The 3,149-nt window shown below is 56.3% G+C and carries 2 protein-coding genes; both read left to right on the top strand.

The window, feature by feature from the left end; all coding sequences use genetic code 11:
• On the top strand, positions 1 to 1,805 hold a 1,805-nt coding region (locus PHQ58_RS23545), incomplete at its 5' end, for an SDR family oxidoreductase (protein WP_300116358.1).
• Positions 1,806 to 1,933: 128 nt separating this feature from the next.
• Positions 1,934 to 3,149, top strand: a 1,216-nt coding sequence (locus PHQ58_RS23540) for an oligosaccharide flippase family protein (protein ID WP_300116355.1), incomplete at its 3' end; no start/stop codon positions are given.

The raw sequence follows: 3,149 nt of genomic DNA, 5'->3' as shown, positions 1-3,149 counted from the left end.
AACTCGGCGTTTCGGCTGATGTGGTCAAACAACTCAAAGGCAACATTGATCATTTCTACCATCTGGCCGCGATTTATGACCTGGGCGCAGATGAGGCCAGCCAGATTGAAGTGAACGTGGATGGCACACGCAACACGATTGAACTGGCCAAGGCCTTGAATGCCGGGCATTTCCACCATGTGAGTTCCATCGCTGCGGCGGGTTTGTACGAGGGTGTGTTCCGCGAGGACATGTTTGACGAAGCAGAGAACTACGATCACCCGTACTTCATGACCAAACACGAGAGCGAGAAGATTGTTCGCACCGAGTGCAAAGTGCCCTGGTCGGTGTACCGCCCGGCCATGGTGGTGGGCGACAGCAACACCGGTGAAATGGACAAGATTGACGGGCCGTATTACTTTTTCAAATTGATCCAACGCATGCGTCAACTGCTGCCACCGTGGATGCCGTCCATTGGCCTGGAAGGCGGGCGCATCAACATTGTGCCGGTGGATTTTGTAGTGGATGCGCTCAACACCATCAGCCACCAGCCCGGCATTACCAACCGTTGTTATCACCTGGTTGACCCGGTCGGTTACCGCGTAGGCGATGTGCTGGACATTTTCAGCCAAGCCGCCCATGCCCCCAAGATGAACGTATTTGTCAATGCCGCCTTGCTGGGCTTTATTCCCCGCAGTGTCACCAAAGGCCTGATGGCGCTGGCCCCGGTGCGCCGGGTGCGCAACGCCATCATGAAAGACCTGGGTCTGCCAGAAGACATGCTGACCTTTGTCAATTACCCCACCCGTTTTGACTGCCGCGATACGCTGGCGGCCCTGAAAGGCACGGGCGTGGCTTGCCCGAACCTGAAAGATTACGCCTGGCGCTTGTGGGACTATTGGGAGCGCCATCTGGATCCGGCTCTTCACATTGACCATAGCCTGCGTGGAACGGTTGGCGGCAAAGTGGTGCTGGTCACCGGCGGTTCTTCAGGCATTGGCTTGGCTGCAGCTCACAAATTTGCTGAGGCAGGTGCGATCACCTTGATCTGCGGACGTGATCAGGAGAAGTTGGATGAGGCGTGTGCGCAGGCCCAAGCCAAAGGCTATCAATTCATGGCCTATGCGGTAGACATTGCTGAGTCTGAAGACTGCGCCAATTTTGTCAAGCAGGTCATCCAGACCCATGGCTGTGTCGACTTTTTGATCAACAACGCCGGGCGCTCTATCCGCCGCGCCATCGAGTCGAGCTACGACCGTTTTCATGATTACGAGCGCACAATGCAGCTCAATTATTTTGGCAGCCTGCGCGTCACGACCGGCTTTTTGCCCGGCATGGCGACCAAACACAAAGGCCATGTGGTCAACATCAGCAGCATTGGCGTGCTGACCAATGCACCGCGCTTTAGTGCCTATGTAGCGAGCAAGGCGGCACTGGATGCTTGGACGCGCTGTGCATCCAGTGAGTTTGCCGACCAAGGCATCAGCTTCACCACCATCAACATGCCGCTGGTGCGCACGCCCATGATTGCACCAACCGGCCTGTACAACAACGTGCCCACCCTCAGCCCTGAAGAAGCAGCTGACATGATCGCGCAGGCCTGTATCTTCAAACCGGTGCGCATCGCCACCCGATTGGGCATTACAGGTCAGGTTCTGCACGCTATTCTGCCGCGTGTGGCACAGATTGCGATGAATACCAGCTTCAGAATGTTCCCTGATTCATCTGCCGCCAAAGGAGCCAAGTCAGGCGACAAGATGGACAAACCCAAGTTGTCCGCCGAAGCGGTGGCGATGCAGCAGATGATGCGGGGGATTCATTTTTAAGAGGCTTGTGATGCTGTGTTCACGGCGATAATCCTCTAGGGGCGCTATTTATAGCGCCCTTTTTCGGCGATTTTGCACAGGCTGATGCCAACACAGGTAAAGCTGCTCCTCAGATCAACTTGATCCCCATGCCCAAGACCCCGGCCTTTTCTCGTCAATTCCTGAATTCAGCCTTATGGTCTCTGATGGGAACCGTGGTGCCGATGTTGGCCGCCTTGGCGGCTGTGCCATGGCTGATGCACTTTATGGGACAAGAGCGGCTTGGGGTGCTGTCATTGGTATGGGTGGTGGTCGGTTATTTCAGTTTTTTGGATATGGGTTTGGGCCGAGCGGTCACCGTGGCTGTCGCTGCGGCCCGGTCAGCTGGCCCCAAAACTGCCGAAGAACTGCATGTGCTGGGCTCGGCGTCGGTCTTGCTCATGGCGGTTGGGACACTGATGACCGTGGCACTTGGGGTGTGCGTGGAGACATGGGGGACACCGTTCAAACTCAGCTCCATGCTCTTGGTTGAGGAGGTACGCCTAGCACTGTTATGGACTTTGCCGAGTCTTCCATTGTTGCTAATGTCCTCGGTCTTTAGGGGACATCTGGAGGGTGTTGGGGCCTTTCGTGCCTTGAACATGGTGCGGATACCGACTGGCATATTGCTGGTAGCCGGGCCCTGTCTCAGCGCTTATTTCTCGCCCAGTTTGCTTTGGACCTGCCTGAGTATCTTTTTGGTTCGTTTGGTGCATTTGCTGGTTTTGTGGGCACTGATTGCAACTGAAATCCAGATGCGTATGGTGGCCCTGCCTGCCGCCTTGCTGCGGCACAGCACCCTGCTTTGGTTGCGTCGCCTGTTGTCTTTTGGTGGCTGGGTCACTGTCAGCAATGTGATTGGGCCCGTGATTGTTTATGTGGATCGATTTGTGATTGGGGCCACTTTGGCTGCGAGTTCGGTGGCGGTTTACGCGGTGCCGTTTGATTTGGTGTCCCGATTGCCGATACTGGTGGCCGCTTTGACCAGCGTGCTGTTGCCCGAGCTGGCACGTTTGTCAAGTTTGGCCGCAACAACAGACCCTGGCGCACGGCATCAAGCCCATCAATTGGTCTGGCGCTCAAGCGTGTTCAGTGCTGCGGTCGTGGCTGCGCTGGTTGCCGTGGGAATAGGGTTCGCACCCATGGCGTTAAGTGTGTGGCTGGGTGAGGATTTTGCCCAGCAAAGCGGCACACTCACCCAGGTCTTGCTGATGGCTTTTGGTGTCAATGCGGTAGCGCAAATTCCGTTCACCGCATTACAGGCCACGGGCAAGGTTCGGGCTGTGGCATGGCTGCATTCTGCAGAACTGATTCCCTACGCCATGC

Origin of the sequence: Rhodoferax sp. (genome assembly GCF_028688795.1) — a bacterium.
Lineage (GTDB): Bacteria > Pseudomonadota > Gammaproteobacteria > Burkholderiales > Burkholderiaceae_C > Rhodoferax.
Note: the sequence above shows the minus strand (reverse complement) of the source record. Positions and strands in the feature narration are given on the sequence as shown.